Genomic DNA, 14,241 nt, shown 5'->3' with positions numbered 1-14,241 from the left:
TTCTTGAGAAGATATGGAATAGCTTTCCGGCGAGTTGGTCTAGGTGAGGATGATGTGTCATGTGATTACGTCCAACTACAAGTAGGCGGCCGATCGGCCGTCTAAACACGCCAGCAGTCGCGGGATATTCCCCGAAAAGTAGCGATCGATCAGTTGCTTGACAAGGCTGCGCCCGGGAACTTTTCGCGTGTCAGGCGGACGGATCGCCGCAATAAAAAATAGCGCAGCGATCCATCCGCCTGACACCCATTGTGGCGTTTCATAAAACACTTGATGCTCAACATGTTATCGGCTTGCAGGCTTTGTTATGCGGACCGCATACGCCCACGGCCGCCAGCGCCGCAGCAGCAGGGCGTTGGTGACGACGCTGACGCTGCTCGCCGCCATCGCGGCGCCGGCGAACACCGGGTTCAGCGCGCCGAAGGCGGCGAGCGGCAGGCCGACGACGTTGTAGACGAAGGCCCAGAACAGGTTCTGGCGAATCTTGCGGCAGGTGCGCTGCGAGATGTCGATCGCCGCCGGCACCAGCGCGAGTTCGCCGCGCATCAGCGTGATCGCCGCGGTGTGCATGGCGACGTCGGTGCCGCTGGCCATGGCGATGCCGACGTCGGCGGCGGCCAGCGCCGGGGCGTCGTTGATGCCGTCGCCGACCATCGCCACCACGCCGCCGCCGGCCTTGAGGCGGGCGATCGCGGCGGACTTCCCGGCGGGCAGCAGCTCGGCGACGACCTCGCCGAGGCCTAGCTGCGCGGCCATCGCCTGCGCGCTGCCGCGGCCGTCGCCGGTCAGCATCACGCAGCGGATGCCGCGCCGCGCGAGTTCGGCGAGCGCCGCCGCCGCGCCCGGCTTGAGCGTGTCGGCAAAGGCGAGCAGGCCGAGCACGCGCGGCGCCGGGACGGTCTCGGCCAGCCACGACACGGTGTGCCCGCTCGCGGCGAGGCGCACGGCCTCGGCGGCGAGCGCGGCGTCGGGCGCGAGGCCGGCCTCGGCGAGCAGGGCGCCGGTGCCGAGCAGCACCTCGCGCCCGCCGATGCGCCCGCGCACGCCGCGCCCCGGCAGCGCGCGGAAGTCCTCGACCGGCAGCGCCGCGGTGGTGGACGCTGCCGCCTGCACCGCGCGGGCGAGCGGGTGCTCGCTGCCGGCCTGCAGCGCCGCGGCGAGCGCCAGCACCTCGGCGGCGGTCGCCACCGGCAGCACCGCCTGCAGGCGCGGGCGGCCCTCGGTGAGCGTGCCGGTCTTGTCGAAGGCGACGGTGGTGATGCGGTGCGCGGTTTCGAGCGCCTGCGCGTCGCGGATCAGGATGCCGTGGCGCGCCGCCACGCCGGTGCCGACCATCAGCGCCGCCGGCGTGGCGAGCCCGAGCGCGCACGGGCAGGCGATCACCAGCACCGTCACCGCGTGCAGCACCGCGGGCTCCAGGCCGGCGCCGGCGAGCCACCAGCCGGCGACGGTGAGCGCAGCGATCACCAGCACCACCGGCACGAACACCGCGGCGACGCGGTCCACCAGGCGCTGGATCGGCGCCTTGCTCGCCTGCGCGTCCTCGACCAGGCGCACGATCTGCGCGAGCAGGGTCTCGGTGCCGACGGCGGTGACGTCGAAGTCGATCACGCCGTCGCGGTTGATCGCGCCGCCGCTGACGCGGTCGCCCGGGCGCTTGTCGATCGGCAGGCTCTCGCCGGTCAGCAGCGACTCGTCGACGCTGCCGCCGCCGGCGCGCACGCGCCCGTCGACCGCCACGCGCTCGCCCGGGCGCACGCGGACGACATCGCCGACCCGCACCTGCTCGACGGCGAGTTCGATCTCGGCGCCGTCGCGCAGCACGCGCGCGGTCGCCGGGCGCAGGTCCATCAGCGCGCGCAGGGCCGCGCCGGTGCGTCGCTTGGCGCGCGTCTCCAGCCACTTGCCGAGCAGCACGAAGCTCACCACCACGGCGGAGGCCTCGTAATAAAGATGTGCCGGCGCGCCGGCGGGGGCCGCCAGCCACAGCCAGGTGCTGAGCAGCCAGCCGGCGCTGGTGCCGAGCGCGACCAGCAGGTCCATGTTGCCGCTGCCGGCGCGCACCGCCTTCCAGCCGGCGACGTAGAAGCGCGCGCCGAGCCAGAACTGCACCGGGCTCGCGAGCAGCGCCTGCAGCCAGGCCGGCGGCATCGCCGCGTGCCAGCCCGCGAGGCCCGCCACCATGCCGAACACCAGCGGTGCCGACAGCGCGAGCGCGAGCACCAGATGCAGGGTTTCGCGGCGCTCGCGCGCCGCCGCCGCCACGTCCTCGGCCGGCGGCTCGCCGGGGGCGGCCGGCGCGGCCTGCGGCACGCCGTAGCCGGCGCCTTCGACCGCCGCGATCACCGCCGTGCGCAGTTCGGTGGTGTCGGCGACGAGCTGGATCCGCGCGCGGGCGCTCGCCAGGTTGACGCTGGCCGCGAGCACGCCCGGCACGGCGGCGAGCGCCTTCTCCACGCGCGCGACGCACGCCGCGCACGACAGGCCTTCGAGCGGCAGGTCGAAGGTCGCCCGCGCCACCTCGTAGCCGGCACCTTCGACCGCCGCGACCAGCGCCGCAGGGGTCGCCGGCGGCTCGAAGTCGATGCGCGCGCGTTCGGCGGCGAGGTTCACGCGCGCGGAGCGCACGCCGGGCACCGCCCGCAGGGCGGCCTCGACGCGCGCCGAGCACGATGCGCAGCTCATGCCGCGCACCGCGAGGTCGAGGGCGGCGGGCAGGGCAGGGGCGGGGGGAACGGAGGCGTTCATCGGCGAGGGTCCCGGTGAGGGCGGCGGGCAGGCGACTCTAGCGCCCGCCGGCGCCGGCGCGAAAGCACGGTGCCGGTGGCGGGCTCACGGCGTCGGCTCGAACGTGAGCGCACCGAGCTGGAGGCGCGCCCCGGGGCGGATGCCGCGGCGGGCGGCCTCGCCGCCGGCGATTTCGAGCACGTAGCGCACCGCCCCGCGGCTGGGGTAGGTGGGGCATGGTTCCGTGATGCAGGGGGGGGTGTCGCGGTGCAGCTCGACGAGCCGGCCGCGGACGTCGAAATACAGCAGGTCGAGCGGCATGCGCGTGTTCTTCATCCAGAAGTTGACCACCGCCGCGCGCGGCTGCACGAACAGCATGCCGCGGTCGGGCGGCAACTGCGCGCGGTACATCAGGCCGCGCGCGCGCTGTTCGGGCGTCTCGGCGATCTCGACCGTGAAGGCCTGGCCGTCCACGCGGACCCGGGCCTCGCGCGCGCGGCAGCCGACGAGCGCGAGGCCGAGCACGCCCACCGCGAGCGCGTAGAGGAGGCGCCGGGCGGGGCGGGCGGTGGGGGGGAGGGGCACTGCTATCATTTCGCATCCTCAGCCGCGAGCCGAATGCCATGAAGTACGCCTACGAGATCCTCGGGCGCGGGGAAGCCTACCGCGGCTTCTTCACCCTCGCCGAGTACCGGGTGCGCCACGAGCTGTTCGCCGGCGGCAGCAGCGCCGAGCTGCACCGCCTGTGCCTGGAGCGCGGCAACGCCGCCGCCGTGCTGCTGTTCGACCCCGACCTCGATGCCGTCGTGCTCATCGAGCAGTTCCGCATCGGCGCGCTGGCGGCGCCGCGCGGCCCGTGGCTGTACGAGATCGTCGCCGGGATGATCGGCGCCGGCGAGACCGCCGCCGAGGTGGCACGGCGCGAAACCGAGGAGGAGGCGGGCTGCCACGTGCTCGCGCTCGAGCACATCACCGACTACCTGTGCAGCCCGGGCGGCAGTTCGGAAAGCACCTCGCTCTACCTGGCGCGCGTCGATGCCCGCGGTGCCGGCGGCATCCACGGCCTCGCCCACGAGCACGAGGACATCCGCGTGCACGTCGTCCCGCGTGCCGAGGCGCTGGCGATGCTCGCCGACGGCCGCGTCAACTCGGCCGCCGCGATCATCGCCCTGCAGTGGCTGGAACTGAACCGCGAGCGCCTGCTCGCCCGCTGGCACGGGGCGTGAAACGGTGCCTCGCAGGCTACATGTCGGCTACAGCGCGATAGTCACGAACGTTGGGATGAAACCGGGTTTCTTACAGAAGACATACGCATGTGACTGAACGGATTGATTTGTTGCGTATGCACAAATATGTCAACAAAGGTTTTGCAGGGGCCTCTTTATGGGTTAAAAAGTGACCAAGATCACGCTTCATGGTGGAAATCAATATGCACAAGCCACATCGAGCCCGCGCCGCCTGGCGGTGCGCAGCACTGCTGGGCCTGTTGACGATCGCCGCACAGCCGGCCTTCTCCGCCACGGATAGCGCCCGCCATCACCACCAGACGCACAAGCGCAGTCTGGCGAAGGCCGACCGGGATGCCGGCCAGACCAGCCGCGCCGCGAACGGGCAGGTCGGCGTCGCGTCCTACTACAGTTCGCGCTTCGCCGGTCGCCGGACCGCCTCGGGCGAACGCTTCAACCCCGGCGAACTCACCGCCGCGCACAACTCCCTGCCGATCGGTTCGCTCGCGCGCGTCACCAACCTGCGCAACGGCAAGAGCGTGGTCGTGCGCATCAACGACCGCGGCGGCTTCCAGCGTCACGGCCGCCTCGTCGACCTGTCGCCGGCGGCGGCGCGCGAGATCGGGCTGACGCACCAGGGACTGGCCAGGGTCGCCGTCAAGCGCATCGACAGCGACAGCTGATCGTCACCCGTCCGGCCGCCCGGTGAGCGCATCGGGCGGCCGGGCTTTCAGCACAGCCTGGCGCCGTTCGGCACCGGGCGCTCCGGCACGGCGATCACCACGCCGCCGTCGGCATCGACGAAGCCCGTCAGCAGGAATTCGGAGCGGAACGGCCCGATCTGGCGTGGCGGAAAGTTCACCACCCCCACCACCTGGCGCCCGAGCAGATCCTCCCGCGCGTAGTGCCGCGTGATCTGCGCGCTCGACTTCCTGACGCCCAGCTCGGGGCCGAAGTCCACCCACACCTTCCAGGCCGGCTTGCGCGCCTCCGGGAACGGCTGCACGTCGACCACCGTGCCGATGCGCAGTTCCACCCGCTCGAAATCGCTCCAGTCGATGGGGTCCATCGTCGTCGATCACCTCGTTCAGTCGCCGAAACTGATGCCCTGCGCGAGCGGCAGTTCGCGCGAGTAGTTGATGGTGTTGGTGGCGCGGCGCATGTAGGCGCGCCACGCGTCGGAACCCGACTCGCGCCCGCCGCCGGTTTCCTTCTCGCCGCCGAAGGCACCGCCGATCTCGGCGCCGCTGGTGCCGATGTTGACGTTGGCGATGCCGCAGTCCGAGCCGGTCGCCGAGACGAAGCGCTCGGCCTCGCGCAGGTCGGTGGTGAAGAGCGCCGAACTCAGGCCCTGCGGGACGTCGTTCTGCAGTTCGATCGCCGCGTCGAAGTCCCGGTAGCGCAGCACGTAGAGGATCGGCGCGAAGGTCTCGTGGCAGACGCCCGGCGTCTGCGCGGGCATCTCGACCAGCGCCGGCGTGACGTAGTGGGCGTCGGGGAAGCGCTCGTGCAGCACCCGCTCGCCACCGAACACCCGCCCGCCGTCGGCGCGCGCCGACGCCAGCGCGGCCTGCATGGCGTCGAAGGCGGCGGCGTCGATCAGCGGGCCGACCAGCGTGCCGGCTTCGAGCGGATGGCCGATGCGGGCGCTGGCGTAGGCGCGCTGCAGGCGGGCGACGAGTTCATCGGCGACCGCCTCGTGCACGATCAGCCGCCGCGTGGTGGTGCAGCGCTGGCCGGCGGTACCGATCGCCCCGAACAGGATGCCGCGCACGGCGAGGTCGAGGTCGGCCGACGGGGCGACGATGATGGCGTTGTTGCCGCCGAGTTCGAGCAGGCTGCGGCCGAAGCGCGCGGCGACGCGCGGCCCCACCTCGCGGCCCATGCGCGTGCTGCCGGTGGCCGACACCAGCGCGACGCGCGGGTCGTCGACCAGCACCTCGCCGATCGCGCGCGCGCCGATCAGCAGCTCGCTGAGCCCCGCGGGCGCGTCGCCGAAGCGCGCGGCGGCGCGCGCGAACAGCGCCTGGCAGGCCAGCGCGGTCAGCGGGGTCTTCTCCGACGGCTTCCACACCACGGCGTCGCCGCACACCAGCGCGAGCGCGGCGTTCCAGCTCCACACCGCCACCGGGAAGTTGAACGCGCTGATCACGCCGACCACGCCGAGCGGGTGCCAGGTTTCCATCATGCGGTGGCCGGGGCGCTCGCTGGCGATGGTCAGGCCGTAGAGCTGGCGCGACAGGCCGACGGCGAAGTCGCAGATGTCGATCATCTCCTGCACCTCGCCGGCGCCTTCGGCGGCGATCTTGCCCGCCTCGATCGACACCAGGCGCCCGAGCGCGGCCTTGTGCGCGCGCAGTTCCTCGCCGAACAGGCGCACCAGCTCGCCGCGCCGCGGCGCCGGCAGCGTGCGCCAGGTGAGGAAGGCGGCGTGCGCGCGGGCGATTGCGGCCGCGGCCTCGTCCGGGGTGTGCTCGCGGACCCGCGCCAGGGGGGCGCCGTCGATCGGCGAGCGCGCGATGAGCGTGCCGTCGTGCAGCGTGGCGGGAGCGAGGCCGAGGGATTGCAGCAGATCGTCGATGTTCATGATCGGGTCCTGGTGAGGGCCGGGCCGGCGCCTTAGCGCGCCGCGGCGCGCAGCGCGCTCAGCGTGGTGCGGGTGGTGATGAGTTCGGGGTCGACCTTCAGGTGCAGCAGCGCGAGGCGGCCGGCGGCGAGCGCGCGGTCGAGCGCCGGGGCGAAGTCGGCGGTGGTTTCGACGGTTTCGCCGTGGCCGCCGCAGGCGCGCGCGAGCGCGGCGAAGTCGGGGTTGGTGAGCGCGGTGGCGATGCTGCGCTCGGGGTAGTGGCGCTCCTGGTGCATGCGGATGGTGCCGTACATGCCGTTGTCGACCACCACGATCAGCGGGGCCAGGCCGTGCTGCACCGCGGTGGCGAGTTCCTGGCCGTTCATCTGGAAGCAGCCGTCGCCGGCGAAGCCGACCGCGAGGCGCTGCGGGAACACCGCCTGGGCGGCGATCGCCGCCGGCACGCCGTAGCCCATCGCGCCGCTGGTCGGGGCGAGCTGGCTCGGGTAGTGGCGGAAGGCGTGGAAGCGCTGCGGCCAGCCGGTGTAGTTGCCGGCGCCGTTGCAGACGATGGCGTCGGCCGGCAGCCGCGCTTCGAGCTGGCGCATCACCTCGTTCATGTCGAGCGCCCCGGCGGCGGCGCCCGGGCGCAGGTTCGCCGCGCGCTCGGCGCGCGCGGCGGCGCTCCAGTCGGTCCAGGCCGGCAGGGCGGGCGGCGCCAGCGCCGCGAGCGCCTCGGCGACGCGCGCCGGGTGGGTGGCGATCGCCAGCTGCGGCCGGTACACGCGGTTCAGCTCGGCGGCGTCGGGGAGTACGTGCACCAGCGTCTGCGCCGGCGTCGGCGCTGCCACCAGCGTGTAGCCGTTGGTGGTCATCTCGCCGAGGCGCGAGCCGAGCACCAGCAGCAGGTCGGCCTCCTGCACGCGCCGCGCGAGCGCCGGCGCGACCGAGGTGCCGAGTTCGCCGGCGTAGGCCGGGTGCGCGTTGTCGAACACGTCCTGGCGGCGGAAACCGGCGGCGACCGGCAGTTGCCAGGCACTGGCGAAGGCGTGCAGCGCCGCACGCCCGGCGTCCGTCCAGCCGCTGCCGCCGACGATCGCGAGCGGCCGCTCGGCCGCGCGCAGCAGCGCGTCGAGCCGGGCGAGGTCGACCGGGTCTGGGGCGGGGTGCGCCACCGGCGCCGGCGGTGCGTCGGCCACGCTCGCGGTGTCGGTGAGCATGTCCTCGGGCAGGGCGATCACCACCGGGCCGGGGCGGCCGCTGCAGGCGAGGTGCCAGGCGCGGCCGAGCACCTCGGGGATGCGCGCGGCGTCGTCGATCTGCGTCACCCACTTTGCCAGCCCGCCGAACATCTGCCGGTAGTCGACCTCCTGGAAGGCCTCGCGGCCGCTGTCGCCGCGCCCGATCTGGCCGATGAAGAGCAGCATCGGCGTCGAGTCCTGCTGCGCGGTATGCACGCCGATCGCGGCATTGCAGGCGCCGGGGCCGCGGGTGACGAAGCACAGGCCCGGGCGGCCGGTGAGCTTGCCGGCGGCGTCGGCCATGAAGGCCGCGCCGCCCTCGTTGCGGCAGGTGACCAGGCGAAAGCGCGCGCGCGACTCCCACAGCGCATCGAGCACCGCGAGGTAGCTTTCGCCGGGCACGCAGAAGCCGAGATCGGCGCCGAGTGCGAGCAGCTGGTCGACGAGGATGCGCGCACCGGTGCGCGGCGCGGGGGAGGTGGTCATGACGGACGGGCTCCTGCGGTGGGCGGGGTGTCGGCGGCGGCCTCGCCGCCGGGTACGGGCTGGACCGCGGCCCGGGTCTGCGGGTGCGTGCTCACCCAGAGCACCCGCGCGTCCTCGCGGCTGGTGCTGATCACGCGGTGCCCCATGCGGCTGTCGAGGTACAGGCTGTCGCCGGGGCCGAGCGCGACCGGCTGGTAGAACTCGGTGTGCACCTCGATGGTGCCGTCGAGCACGTAGATGAACTCCTCGCCCGCATGCCGGCTCCAGTCCTCGAACTCGGCCACCGCGCGGGCGCGGATGCGGCTCTCGAAGGGCATCATCCGCTTGTGCGCGAGATCGGTGCACAGCAGCGCGTGCTCGTAGTGGGGCGTGCGATGCAGCTGCCCCTCGCCGGCGCGGCAGAGGCTGCGCCGGCCGGCCCCCATCGCCTCCTGCGGGGTCGCGAACAGTTCGGTCACGTCGACGCCGAGCCCGTCGGCGAGCTTGAGCAGGTTGTCGTAGGTCGGCGACATCAGGTCGTTCTCGATCTTCGACAGCGTCGAGCGCGCGAGCCCCGAGGCCGCGGCCAGTTCGGCGAGGGTCCACGCGCGCGCCGCGCGCAGCGCGCGCAGGCGCTTGCCGAGGCTGGTGTCGGGCGGGGGAGGGCTGATCCGGGGCGTGCGGCTCATCGGCCGGGGATTCCTGCGGTCACGGGCGGCTTGCGTTGTGGCAACTTCGTATGCAAAGTAGCACAAAATTTCCGATACGAAACTTTTTTCGCTTTAGAGGAAACCGAGCGTGCACGAACATTACGACGTGGTGATCGCCGGCGGTGCCGTCGTCGGCAGCGCAGCCGCGTACTTCCTGGCCGCGTCGGCGGATTTCGACGGTTCGGTGCTGGTGGTCGAGAAGGACCCGGGCTACCAGCGTGCCGCGACCACGCTGTCGGCCGCCTCGATCCGCCACCAGTTCTCGACGCCCGAGAACATCCGCCTGTCGCAGTTCGGCAGCGCGTTCATCCAGCACCTCGGCGACTACCTGGCGGTGGACGGGGAGGTGCCGGACGTCGGCTTCCACGAGGCCGGCTACCTGTTCCTGGCGAGCCCGGCCGGGCGTGCGGTGCTCGAACACAACCACCGCGTGCAGCGCGAGCTCGGTGCGGCGGTCACGCTGCTCGAGCCGCCGGCGCTCGCCGCCCGCTTCCCCTGGCTCGCGGTCGATGACCTCGCCGCCGGCTCGCTCGGGCTCGCCGGGGAGGGCTGGTTCGACGCCTACAGCCTGCTGCGGGCGCTGCGGCGCAAGGCGCAGGCGCTCGGCGTGCACTACGTGGCGGACGAGGTCGTCGGCCTGCAGCGCGAGGCGCGCGCGATCCGCCGCGTGCGGCTCGCCTCGGGCGCGCAGGTCGGCTGCGGGCGCCTGATCAATGCCGCCGGCGCCAGCGGCAGCACCGCGCTCGCCGCGCTCGCCGGCATCGACCTGCCGGTGCATTCGCGCAAGCGCTGCGTGTTCTACTTCCGCTGCCACGACGGCCTGCCCGGCTGCCCGCTGGTGGTCGACCCGAGCGGCGCGTACTTCCGCCCCGAGGGACCGGGGTTCATCGCCGGCATCGCCCCGCCGGCGGCGGCCGACCCCGACTGCAGCGACTTCGACGTCGATCACGCGCTGTTCGACGAGGTCCTCTGGCCGCTGCTGGCGCGGCGCGTGCCGGCGTTCGAGGCGCTGAAGGTGCACAACGCCTGGGCCGGGCACTACGACGTCAACGTCTTCGACCACAACGTCATCCTCGGCCCCCATCCGGACCTCGACAACCTGCTGTTCGCCAACGGCTTCTCCGGCCACGGCCTGCAGCAGGCACCGGCCGTCGGCCGCGCGCTCGCCGAACTCGTCGCCTACGGCGCCTACCGCAGCCTGGACCTGCGCGCGCTGGGCTGGGAGCGGGTGCTCGCCAACCGCCCGCTGCGCGAACTCAACGTGGTGTGAGCCTTGCGGCGGCGGGCGCGGCCGTCCAAGGTGTACGCCCCGCGCCGGAGCCGAAGCCATGCCACGCAGCCTCGAACCCCTTCCCCCGACCGACCCCTGCGGCCTCGTCGCCGGCGTCGACGAGGCCGGCCGCGGGCCGCTCGCCGGCGCGGTGATCGCCGCGGCGGTGATCCTCGACCCGGCGCGCCCGATCGCCGGCCTCGCCGACTCGAAGACGCTGTCGGCGCGCCGCCGCGAGGTGCTGGCCGCCGCGATCCGCGAGCGCGCGCTGGCCTGGGCGCTCGGTCGCGCCGACGCCGCCGAGATCGACGCGATCAACATCCTCTGGGCCTCGATGCGGGCGATGGAACGCGCGGTGGCGGCGCTCGCGCTGACGCCGGCGCTGGTGCAGGTCGACGGCAACCGCTGCCCGCCGGGCCTCGGCGTCGCCTGCGAGGCCATCGTCAAGGGCGACGCCAAGGTGGCGGCGATCGCGGCGGCGTCGATCCTCGCCAAGGTGGCGCGCGACGCCGAACTGGTCGAGCTCGACCGGCGCTGGCCGGCCTACGGCTTCGCCCGCCACAAGGGCTATCCGACCGCCGAACACCTCGCGGCGCTGGCGCGCCTCGGGCCCTGCCCCGAGCACCGGCGCTCGTTCGCCCCGGTGCGCGACACCGGCGCGGGCAGCGACGGCTAGCGACGCAGGAAGGCGGGGATCTCGCCCGGGGGCAGCGGACGGCTGATCAGGTAGCCCTGCAGCTGGTCGCACTTGAGCAGGCGCAGGAACTTCGCCTGCTCCTCGGTTTCGACGCCCTCGGCGATCACCTCCAGGCCGAGCGAATGCGCGAGCGAGACGATCGTCGACACGATGGTCATGCTCTCCGGGCGCGTGGTCATCGTGTCGATGAACGAGCGGTCGATCTTCAGCGCGTTGACCGGCAGCCGCGCGAGGTAGGCGAGCGAGGAGTAGCCGGTGCCGAAGTCGTCGATCGCCATCTTGAGGTCGCGGCTGCGCAGCAGCGTGAGCTTGGCGATGTTCGCCTCGACGTCGGTCATGATCATGCTCTCGGTGATCTCGAGGTCGAGGCCTGGCCGGTCGCCGTTGCCGGCCGCGAGCGCCTGCAGCACCGTGCCGGCGAAGTCCTCCTGCTGCAGCTGGATCGGCGAGACGTTGACGGCGATGCGCGGCGGCTGGATGCCGGCCGCGCGCCAGCCGCGCGCGTCCTCGATCGCGCGCAGCATCACCCAGGTGCCCACCGGCACCATCAGCCCGGTCTCCTCCAGCAGCGGCACGAAGCGGGCCGGCGACACCAGGCCGTTGTCCGGGTCGTGCCAGCGGATCAGGGCCTCGAGCCCGGTGACGTGGCCGTCGGCGGCATCGACCTTGGGCTGGTAGTGGAGCACGAACTCGTCGCGGTCGAGCGCCTGGCGCAGGCGGTTTTCGAGCAGCAGGGTCTCGACGATGCGCGCGTTCATCTCCGGGCGGTAGAACAGGTAGCGCTCGCCGGCGCCCTTGGCCTTGCGCAGCGCCGCCTCGGCGTTGCCGATCAGGGTGTCGGCGTCGTCGCCGTCCCCGGGGAACACCGCGATGCCCGCCGACAGCGTCGGGCGCAGTTCCTGGTCGCCGAGCACGGTCGGCTGGCCGAGCGCGCCGACGAGGTGCTTCTCCAGCAGGTGCGCGATTTCGGTGGCGTCGCCGATGCCGGTGACGAAACCGCCGAAGCAGTCGGCGACGATGCGCGCGACGTTGGCCGGCTCGGGCCACGCGTGGAGGAAACGCCGCGCGAGCTCGCGCAGCAGCTCGTCGCCGGCCTGGCGGCCGAGGGCGTTGTTGACGTGGCGGAAGCGGTCGACGTCGCCGACCACCACGCCGACCCGCTCGCTGCTCTGGCGGGCGTTCTGCAGCGCCCGCGACAGGCGCTCCAGCAGCAGCTCGCGGTTGGGCAGCCCGGTGAGAGCGTCGTAGTAGGCGAGGTAGCGGAGGCGGTCGCGCTTGCCGATGAATTCGAGGGCGAAGGAGAGGTCGTTCGCCAGCTCGATCAGCAGTTCGAGCCCCTCGCCCTGGAAGAAGTCGGCCTCGCGCGCGTACAGCGCGAGTATCGCCTCGACCCGTCCCTCGACCCGCAGCGGGAAGGCGATCGACGCGCGGTAGCCGCGCCGCTGGGCTTCCGCCACGCGCGTGCCGGCCGGGGCGACGATGGCGCCCAGGTCGTTGATGACGCTCGGCACGCCCTCGCGGATCGCATCGAGGATGCCGCCGGCGATGCGGTCCGCGGGGCCGGCCGACCGCACCGGCCGTGCGCCGAGCGTATCGTCGATGCCGGCCCAGGCGAGCGGCATGACCGACTGCGTCGCCGCATCGACGTCGCCGACCCAGGCGATGCCGAACTGCCCGTGCTCGACGGCGATGCGGCAGGCCTCGGCGAACAGCTCGCGGCGGTCGTGGATGCGCACGATCGCCGAGTTGATGCCGCTCAGCACCGCGTGCACGCGGCTCAGGCGCAGGATGTTCTCGCGCTGCGCCTGGCGCTCGAAGAACTGGCCGATCTGGTCGCCGACGGCGACCAGCGTGTCGATCAGCCCCTGCGCGGCGGGGCGGGGCTCGGTGGCGAAGACGTCGATGACGCCGACGATCTGGTTGCGCAGCGGCAGCGGCAGCGCGGCGGCGGCGCGGAAGCCGGCGGCGGCGGCGGCCGGCTTGCGCGGAAACTCGGTGTCGAGCAGCCCGTCGGCGATCCACACCGGCCTGCCGCTGCTCCACGCATGCCCCGGCAGCCCCTCGCCGGGCGCCATCTGCAGCGTGCGGGTCAGCGCGGCGAATGCCGCGGGCTGCGGCGACGGCGCATGCCAGACGTCGACGACGCTCAGCAGCTTGGCCTTGTGGTCGACCTGCCACAGCGTGCCGACCGTGAAGCCGAGGCCGGTGCAGATCGCCCGCAGCAGGTGCGGGGCCGCTGCCTGCAGGGTTTCGGCCTGGGCGAGCTGGCGTGCGACCACGTACTGCAGCTCGAGCTGCCGTTCGGCTTCCTGGCGTTCCACTATCTCGCGTTCGAGCTGCGCCGCGTGGCGCTGCACCTGCGCGTACAGGGCGCCGTTCTCGTAGATGCGCCCGGCCTGGGCGGCGAGGATGCCGAGCAGTTTCTCGTCGGCCTCGGTGAACGCCGGGCCGTCGGCCGGCCGGCCGAGGCCGAGCCAGCCGTAGACCGCCGTCAGCGATGCCAGCGGCGCCGCCACCAGGGCCCGCACCGGCGGGTAGCCGGCGGGCAGGCCGGCGGTGGCGTTCACGTCGTGCCCGGGCGCCAGCCGCTGCGTGCGGCGCTCGCCGACGACCCGGCCGAGCAGGCCCGCATCCAGCCGGCAGTGCCCGAGCGCGCCCTCGACGTCGGCATCGAGCCCGCTGTGGCTCACGTAGAGCACCGCGTCGCCGTTGGCGCCCCTGACGGCGAGCGAGGCGTAGGTGGCTTCGAGCAGCACGCGGGCGCCCCGGCACACCTGGTCGAGCAGCCGCTGCTTGTCGCGTTCCGAGGCGAGCTGCAGGTTGAGTTCGATCAGTGCGGCGAGCTGCTGGCTCGCGTGCTGCAGCTCGATGGCCTGCGCCGACAGCTTGTCGGTGACCAGCCGCAGGTGGGTGCGGTCGAACGCCTCCGGCTCCGCCAGCGCCGCCGGCGCGGCCGCCGGGGCACGGGCGAGGGCGTCCTCGACCACGCGGATGACCTGCTCGGGCTCGCAGGGCTTGGTGAGGATGTCGACCACGCCGCAGGCGCGGGCCAGCTCCTGCGCCTCGCGCTCGTGGTAGTACGCGGTGTAGAAGACCACCGGGATGTGGGCGAGCGCGGCGTCGGCGCGCAGCTGGCGCACGAATTCGTAGCCGTCCATCGCCGGCATCAGGATGTCGCAGATCACCAGGTCGGGGTGCTCGCGGCGCGTGAGTTCCAGCGCCGCCGCGCCGTCCGCCGCCTCGATCGACTCGTGCCCGAGGAAGCGCAGCACCGCGACCAGCAGCTTGCGGTTGGCGTCGAGGTCGTCGACGACTGCGATCCTGGCCATTCGCGTCCCT

Annotated in this window: 11 protein-coding genes; 4 read left to right on the top strand and 7 right to left on the bottom strand. The window is 73.1% G+C overall.

What is annotated here, in order from left to right; genetic code table 11:
* Positions 1 to 285 precede the first annotated feature (285 nt).
* Entirely contained in the window at positions 286 to 2,748 is a 2,463-nt protein-coding gene (locus EV699_RS06290) for a heavy metal translocating P-type ATPase (RefSeq protein WP_132540202.1), read from the bottom strand.
* Between the two features lie 84 nt (positions 2,749 to 2,832).
* Positions 2,833 to 3,321, bottom strand: a complete 489-nt coding sequence (locus tag EV699_RS06285; protein ID WP_132540199.1) for a DUF192 domain-containing protein — start codon at positions 3,319 to 3,321, stop codon at positions 2,833 to 2,835.
* Between the two features lie 29 nt (positions 3,322 to 3,350).
* Between EV699_RS06285 and EV699_RS06280 the strand changes: the two genes are divergently transcribed.
* Together EV699_RS06280 and EV699_RS06275 are read left to right on the top strand one after the other, a co-directional pair.
* Positions 3,351 to 3,953: an NUDIX domain-containing protein gene (locus EV699_RS06280; RefSeq protein WP_132540196.1), complete on the top strand. Its 603-nt coding sequence runs from the start codon at positions 3,351 to 3,353 to the stop codon at positions 3,951 to 3,953.
* Between the two features lie 203 nt (positions 3,954 to 4,156).
* The gene (locus tag EV699_RS06275) at positions 4,157 to 4,636 is read left to right on the top strand and encodes a septal ring lytic transglycosylase RlpA family protein (protein ID WP_132540193.1); all 480 of its coding nucleotides are present in this window, start codon (positions 4,157 to 4,159) and stop codon (positions 4,634 to 4,636) included.
* Between the two features lie 47 nt (positions 4,637 to 4,683).
* Here EV699_RS06275 and EV699_RS06270 read toward each other — a convergent pair whose 3' ends face one another.
* From EV699_RS06270 to EV699_RS06255, 4 genes are read right to left on the bottom strand one after another with little or no spacing between them, the layout of a single operon-like run.
* Positions 4,684 to 5,022: a tRNA-binding protein gene (locus EV699_RS06270; protein WP_132540190.1), complete on the bottom strand. Its 339-nt coding sequence runs from the start codon at positions 5,020 to 5,022 to the stop codon at positions 4,684 to 4,686.
* 18 nt (positions 5,023 to 5,040) lie between these two features.
* Positions 5,041 to 6,540, bottom strand: a complete 1,500-nt coding sequence (gene amaB, locus EV699_RS06265; RefSeq protein WP_132540187.1) for an L-piperidine-6-carboxylate dehydrogenase — start codon at positions 6,538 to 6,540, stop codon at positions 5,041 to 5,043.
* 32 nt (positions 6,541 to 6,572) lie between these two features.
* The gene (locus EV699_RS06260; RefSeq protein WP_132540184.1) at positions 6,573 to 8,246 is read right to left on the bottom strand and encodes a thiamine pyrophosphate-binding protein; all 1,674 of its coding nucleotides are present in this window, start codon (positions 8,244 to 8,246) and stop codon (positions 6,573 to 6,575) included.
* A complete protein-coding gene (locus EV699_RS06255) occupies positions 8,243 to 8,914 on the bottom strand; it encodes a helix-turn-helix domain-containing protein (protein WP_132540181.1) in 672 nt (223 codons plus the stop codon). Before EV699_RS06255 ends, EV699_RS06260 begins: the two co-directional genes overlap by 4 nt.
* A gap of 109 nt (positions 8,915 to 9,023) precedes the next feature.
* Here EV699_RS06255 and EV699_RS06250 point away from each other — a divergent pair, with 109 nt between their 5' ends.
* Both EV699_RS06250 and rnhB read left to right on the top strand, forming a co-directional pair.
* The gene (locus EV699_RS06250) at positions 9,024 to 10,205 is read left to right on the top strand and encodes an NAD(P)/FAD-dependent oxidoreductase (protein ID WP_132540178.1); all 1,182 of its coding nucleotides are present in this window, start codon (positions 9,024 to 9,026) and stop codon (positions 10,203 to 10,205) included.
* Between the two features lie 58 nt (positions 10,206 to 10,263).
* Positions 10,264 to 10,881 carry a ribonuclease HII gene (gene rnhB, locus EV699_RS06245; protein ID WP_132540175.1) on the top strand — a complete coding sequence of 206 codons (618 nt, stop codon included), beginning with the start codon at positions 10,264 to 10,266 and terminating at the stop codon, positions 10,879 to 10,881.
* Here the strand turns inward: rnhB and EV699_RS06240 are convergent.
* Positions 10,878 to 14,231, bottom strand: a complete 3,354-nt coding sequence (locus EV699_RS06240; protein WP_132540172.1) for an EAL domain-containing protein — start codon at positions 14,229 to 14,231, stop codon at positions 10,878 to 10,880. The two genes, rnhB and EV699_RS06240, sit on opposite strands and share 4 nt — an antisense overlap.
* Between the last annotated feature and the right edge of the window lie 10 nt (positions 14,232 to 14,241).

The sequence above is a fragment of the Plasticicumulans lactativorans genome, from assembly GCF_004341245.1.
In the GTDB taxonomy this organism is placed as follows: domain Bacteria; phylum Pseudomonadota; class Gammaproteobacteria; order Competibacterales; family Competibacteraceae; genus Plasticicumulans_A; species Plasticicumulans_A lactativorans.
This window is presented reverse-complemented; position numbering and strand designations above follow the sequence as displayed.

Coding starts and splice junctions, on each gene's coding strand:
- EV699_RS06290 (WP_132540202.1), bottom strand. CDS start 2,748: ATGAACGCCTCCGTTCCCCCCGCCCCTGCCCTGCCCGCCGCCCTCGAC.
- EV699_RS06285 (WP_132540199.1), bottom strand. CDS start 3,321: ATGATAGCAGTGCCCCTCCCCCCCACCGCCCGCCCCGCCCGGCGCCTC.
- EV699_RS06280 (WP_132540196.1), top strand. CDS start 3,351: ATGAAGTACGCCTACGAGATCCTCGGGCGCGGGGAAGCCTACCGCGGC.
- EV699_RS06275 (WP_132540193.1), top strand. CDS start 4,157: ATGCACAAGCCACATCGAGCCCGCGCCGCCTGGCGGTGCGCAGCACTG.
- EV699_RS06270 (WP_132540190.1), bottom strand. CDS start 5,022: ATGGACCCCATCGACTGGAGCGATTTCGAGCGGGTGGAACTGCGCATC.
- amaB (WP_132540187.1), bottom strand. CDS start 6,540: ATGAACATCGACGATCTGCTGCAATCCCTCGGCCTCGCTCCCGCCACG.
- EV699_RS06260 (WP_132540184.1), bottom strand. CDS start 8,246: ATGACCACCTCCCCCGCGCCGCGCACCGGTGCGCGCATCCTCGTCGAC.
- EV699_RS06255 (WP_132540181.1), bottom strand. CDS start 8,914: ATGAGCCGCACGCCCCGGATCAGCCCTCCCCCGCCCGACACCAGCCTC.
- rnhB (WP_132540175.1), top strand. CDS start 10,264: ATGCCACGCAGCCTCGAACCCCTTCCCCCGACCGACCCCTGCGGCCTC.
- EV699_RS06240 (WP_132540172.1), bottom strand. CDS start 14,231: ATGGCCAGGATCGCAGTCGTCGACGACCTCGACGCCAACCGCAAGCTG.